The organism is Carboxylicivirga sediminis (genome assembly GCF_018156225.1).
Taxonomy (GTDB): Bacteria; Bacteroidota; Bacteroidia; order Bacteroidales; family Marinilabiliaceae; genus Carboxylicivirga; species Carboxylicivirga sediminis.
The window spans coordinates 1-3301 of sequence record NZ_JAGTAR010000075.1 but is presented as its reverse complement, the minus strand read 5'-3'; the positions used below and the strand labels follow the sequence as shown (position 1 = coordinate 3301).

Here is a 3301-nt window from a genome sequence, read left to right as displayed (position 1 = left end):
TTCATAACTAAGTATTATAAGACAAATAAAGGTAGCTGAGACAACGGACTTTAGCTACCTTTAGGTTTAGTGCAACAAGCCATCATAAAGTAGCCTTGGCTTTTGTGGAGTTTGGAAGTTTATCTCCCGCGCCAGCTGCAGCTTAAACAAGAAAGCGAATAAACCACACGCACCAGGGCCACTTCATATGGCCGAACCGTTATGCACAACCCAGGCACCTTTGGTGCAATTATGGATTATTTTTGGGGGTCAGTGCAGGTAGGTTGCTCATTTGCTCCTCGCGCACGCCCGAAGCACACCAATGCAGTCTAAGAAATGTGGCATAAGTAATTAAAGCCTTTCATTAAAAGCAATTTGGTATAAGTAATAAAAAGCCAGCCCGCTCCGTCCGACCTGCAAATGGTGCTATTTGAAAGGTTCGGAGGGTTAAAGCACTGCAGTAGGTGTTCGCCCCCCAAAAGAGCGGTGTAGGTAGTGTAGCCAATATTTGGACGTTTTACAGTTGCTTCGGAGCTAACAAGTCAGTTCAGCTGGTACTTGAGCACTTTAAAAATGGTAAAAACGGGCAGTGCATAACACGCTGCAAATAAAGCATAAGGGCTAAGCGGATAGAGGAGAGGTAGCAATGATTAATTCGGCCTGTACCTCGTACATTAAAACAAATAGCTAAATTAGAAACCACGTACACGAATAATTCAGCTGCAAAAGGCAGGTAAGTGCAGGTTAAGCTCCTTACGCTTCATGCAGCAAACGTTATGGGCAATTATGATAAAACTTAATCCGAAAAAAAGAAATGAAGAGCAATGGGAATATCGCTTTAAATTTTAAAACGACAGGTTTTAAAGACTATAAAGCCAGTAGATTTTTATTAATGAATGACTTCTTTATTCAGGGCATAACATTAGCAAGCTCTTCTGTGGAGAAATACCTCAAGTCAATTTTAATAAGTAATGGGGTGAAAAAACCAGTTCATCTAGACAAACTTAAAGACCTGAAAAAGGAGTTTAAAAAGATAAACAACAATATCTTAAATTCTTTGGATGCTACTTTTCTTGAAATTTTAGGTCAAGCATATAAGCTAAGGTATTACGACAACTTCAAAGAAAAAATTTCTTTTGGTTTTCTTGTTCATCAAATAATTACGGAACTAGATTTTACTATTAAATTATTAGATTCAAACGTAATTATAACAAATGACAAGACTGGTGAAATAATTAAATCTGACTATCAAAAGGCAATTAGCAGTTCAGACAAAAAAATCTGTGACGCTAACTACATCGTACTTGGACAAAGTAAAAAGGCCGCTATGGAATGTACTGGTAAAGGCTATTTTTTAATGGTTGATGAGATTGGGCAAGAATTTGAAATGCAAGGAGGAGGTTTTTCTGTACCGGAATATAAAGGGGAAGTTGTAAAAGTTAAAGAATTATCATTGAAATAAAAGCCCATAACAATGGCTAATAAAGCATAAGTGAGTCGACTGGCTTTGGTTGGTTCGTAGCTTCGGCGAGCAGCGCCAAATCGTTGATTTGGCTTTTAAAATGAAAAAGATAAAAAACAAATACAACGTTTGGCTCAGTGCAGTTTGAAAGTGCAGTTTGGTTAATCCTCACTTACGCTTCATAGCCTGAACGTTGGCATTCATTAAACCACATACCCTAACGAATTTGATTTTCAATAACCAATATGATTAGCGAATTAAAAATTAAACTTCAAAGCAAGTCAGATAAAGAAATCGAACAGTTATCCAAGGAACTTAACTATTACTTTGGGGAAGAGAAACAATTAATTATAGAAGAAGTAAATCGTCGAAATTCATTAAAGACAAGCGAAATAAAGAAAGAGAAAAAAGAGAAGTCTATTTATAATTCGAAGTTAGAATTAATAATTGTTTTAATGCTAGGATTTGGATTTTTAGCGTATAATTCGACACTTAGCTTTTTATACGGGTATACTTCCAAAGAAATTCAAGTTACAGATTACGGAACGTATTATAATACTCTGTATCAAATCATAATATTGACCATCATTGGAGTTTTCTTAAAATACCGTGGCTGGAAATTATCCGACTTTAATCTAAACTTTAAATTTCGAATGATTTTCATTGCAGTATTGCTTTTCTACATCACTAACTTCTTAATCAATATTACTTTTGGAATTTCAACAATTCTAGGCTCAGATGTAATAAATTCAGGGAATAAGCCAAACCTTACAATAAATGCCGATTGGCTGAGTTTGACAATGATTATTGTAATAAATTCAATCTATGAAGAATTATTACTTATTGGGTATCTATTTAAACGTTTAGAAAGGCTAAACCCTGTATTAGTGATTATTTTTAGTATGCTTGTTAGGCTCTCTTTCCATACATATCAAGGTTGGTATTCATTAATTAGTATACCTGCAATAGCTTTAGTATTTGGAATATATTACATCAATTTTAAGAAGCTATGGCCATTAATAATTGCTCATGGAATTAATAATCTGTTAGCTTTTTTGAGTATTCATTACCAATGGCAAGAAAAGCTTCAAAATATAAAAGACGCTCTCTAGAAAAAATAACGAAATGCCAACAATGGCTAATAAAGCATAAGTGAGCCGACTCATTTTGGTTGGTTCGCAGCTTCGGCAACCAGCGCCAAATCGTTGATTTGGCTTTTGAAATGAATAAGATAAAAACAAATACAACGTTTTGGCTTCCTGAAGTTTGGTAGTGAAAACTGGTTAATATACACTTACGCTTCATAGCCTGGCCGTTGTGCCTTATTAAAAAATGCAAAAACGTATTAATACAGTACGACAAATAAGAAATTCGCAGAATAGAAAGTAGCAATTAAGAATCAAGGAATATGCTAAGAAACTTAAGTGTCAGTTCAAAAATAAAGAATGCCATATTTATTTTAATCATATTTGCTTTTAGCATTTACTTATTCTCGACCAGGACTGCAAATATTATGACAGAATCAGTAGCTTTTGAGAAAACTATTGAATATTTAACACAAGACAGCTTGACAAGAGAAAGAATAGGTGACTTTCAGGGCTATGAGAATAAGATTGGTGGAGAATTAAGCACTAGTAAAGCTAAATTTTATATACGAATTTTCGGTTCAAAAGACACGATAGTGACAAAAGTTGTTTTGACCAAGAACGAGACAGAATGGCAAATTATAGATTTAGAACTATAAAAAAATATAAATAACAAGGCACAATAACTAAGCGTTCTGGCTGGTTGAAAACCAGAGTCTGAACGCGGTGTTGCCGACAACCGGTTAGAAATCACTATCTATGGGGATTGATATGA

The 3301-nt window shown here is 34.7% G+C and carries 3 protein-coding genes; all 3 read left to right on the top strand.

The window, feature by feature from the left end; translation table 11 throughout:
- The first annotated feature begins 793 nt into the window (after positions 1–793).
- The 3 genes from KDU71_RS22570 (at position 794) to KDU71_RS22560 (ending at position 3185) form a co-directional block, all read left to right on the top strand.
- Positions 794–1441 (top strand): HEPN domain-containing protein, encoded by a 648-nt coding sequence (locus KDU71_RS22570; RefSeq protein WP_212193397.1) that lies wholly within the window; start codon positions 794–796, stop codon positions 1439–1441.
- A 245-nt stretch (positions 1442–1686) separates the two neighbouring features.
- The gene (locus KDU71_RS22565; RefSeq protein WP_212193396.1) at positions 1687–2553 is read left to right on the top strand and encodes a CPBP family intramembrane glutamic endopeptidase; all 867 of its coding nucleotides are present in this window, start codon (positions 1687–1689) and stop codon (positions 2551–2553) included.
- 401 nt (positions 2554–2954) lie between these two features.
- Complete coding sequence (locus KDU71_RS22560; protein ID WP_212193395.1) at positions 2955–3185, top strand: hypothetical protein; 231 nt, start codon at positions 2955–2957, stop codon at positions 3183–3185.
- Positions 3186–3301: the final 116 nt, after the last annotated feature.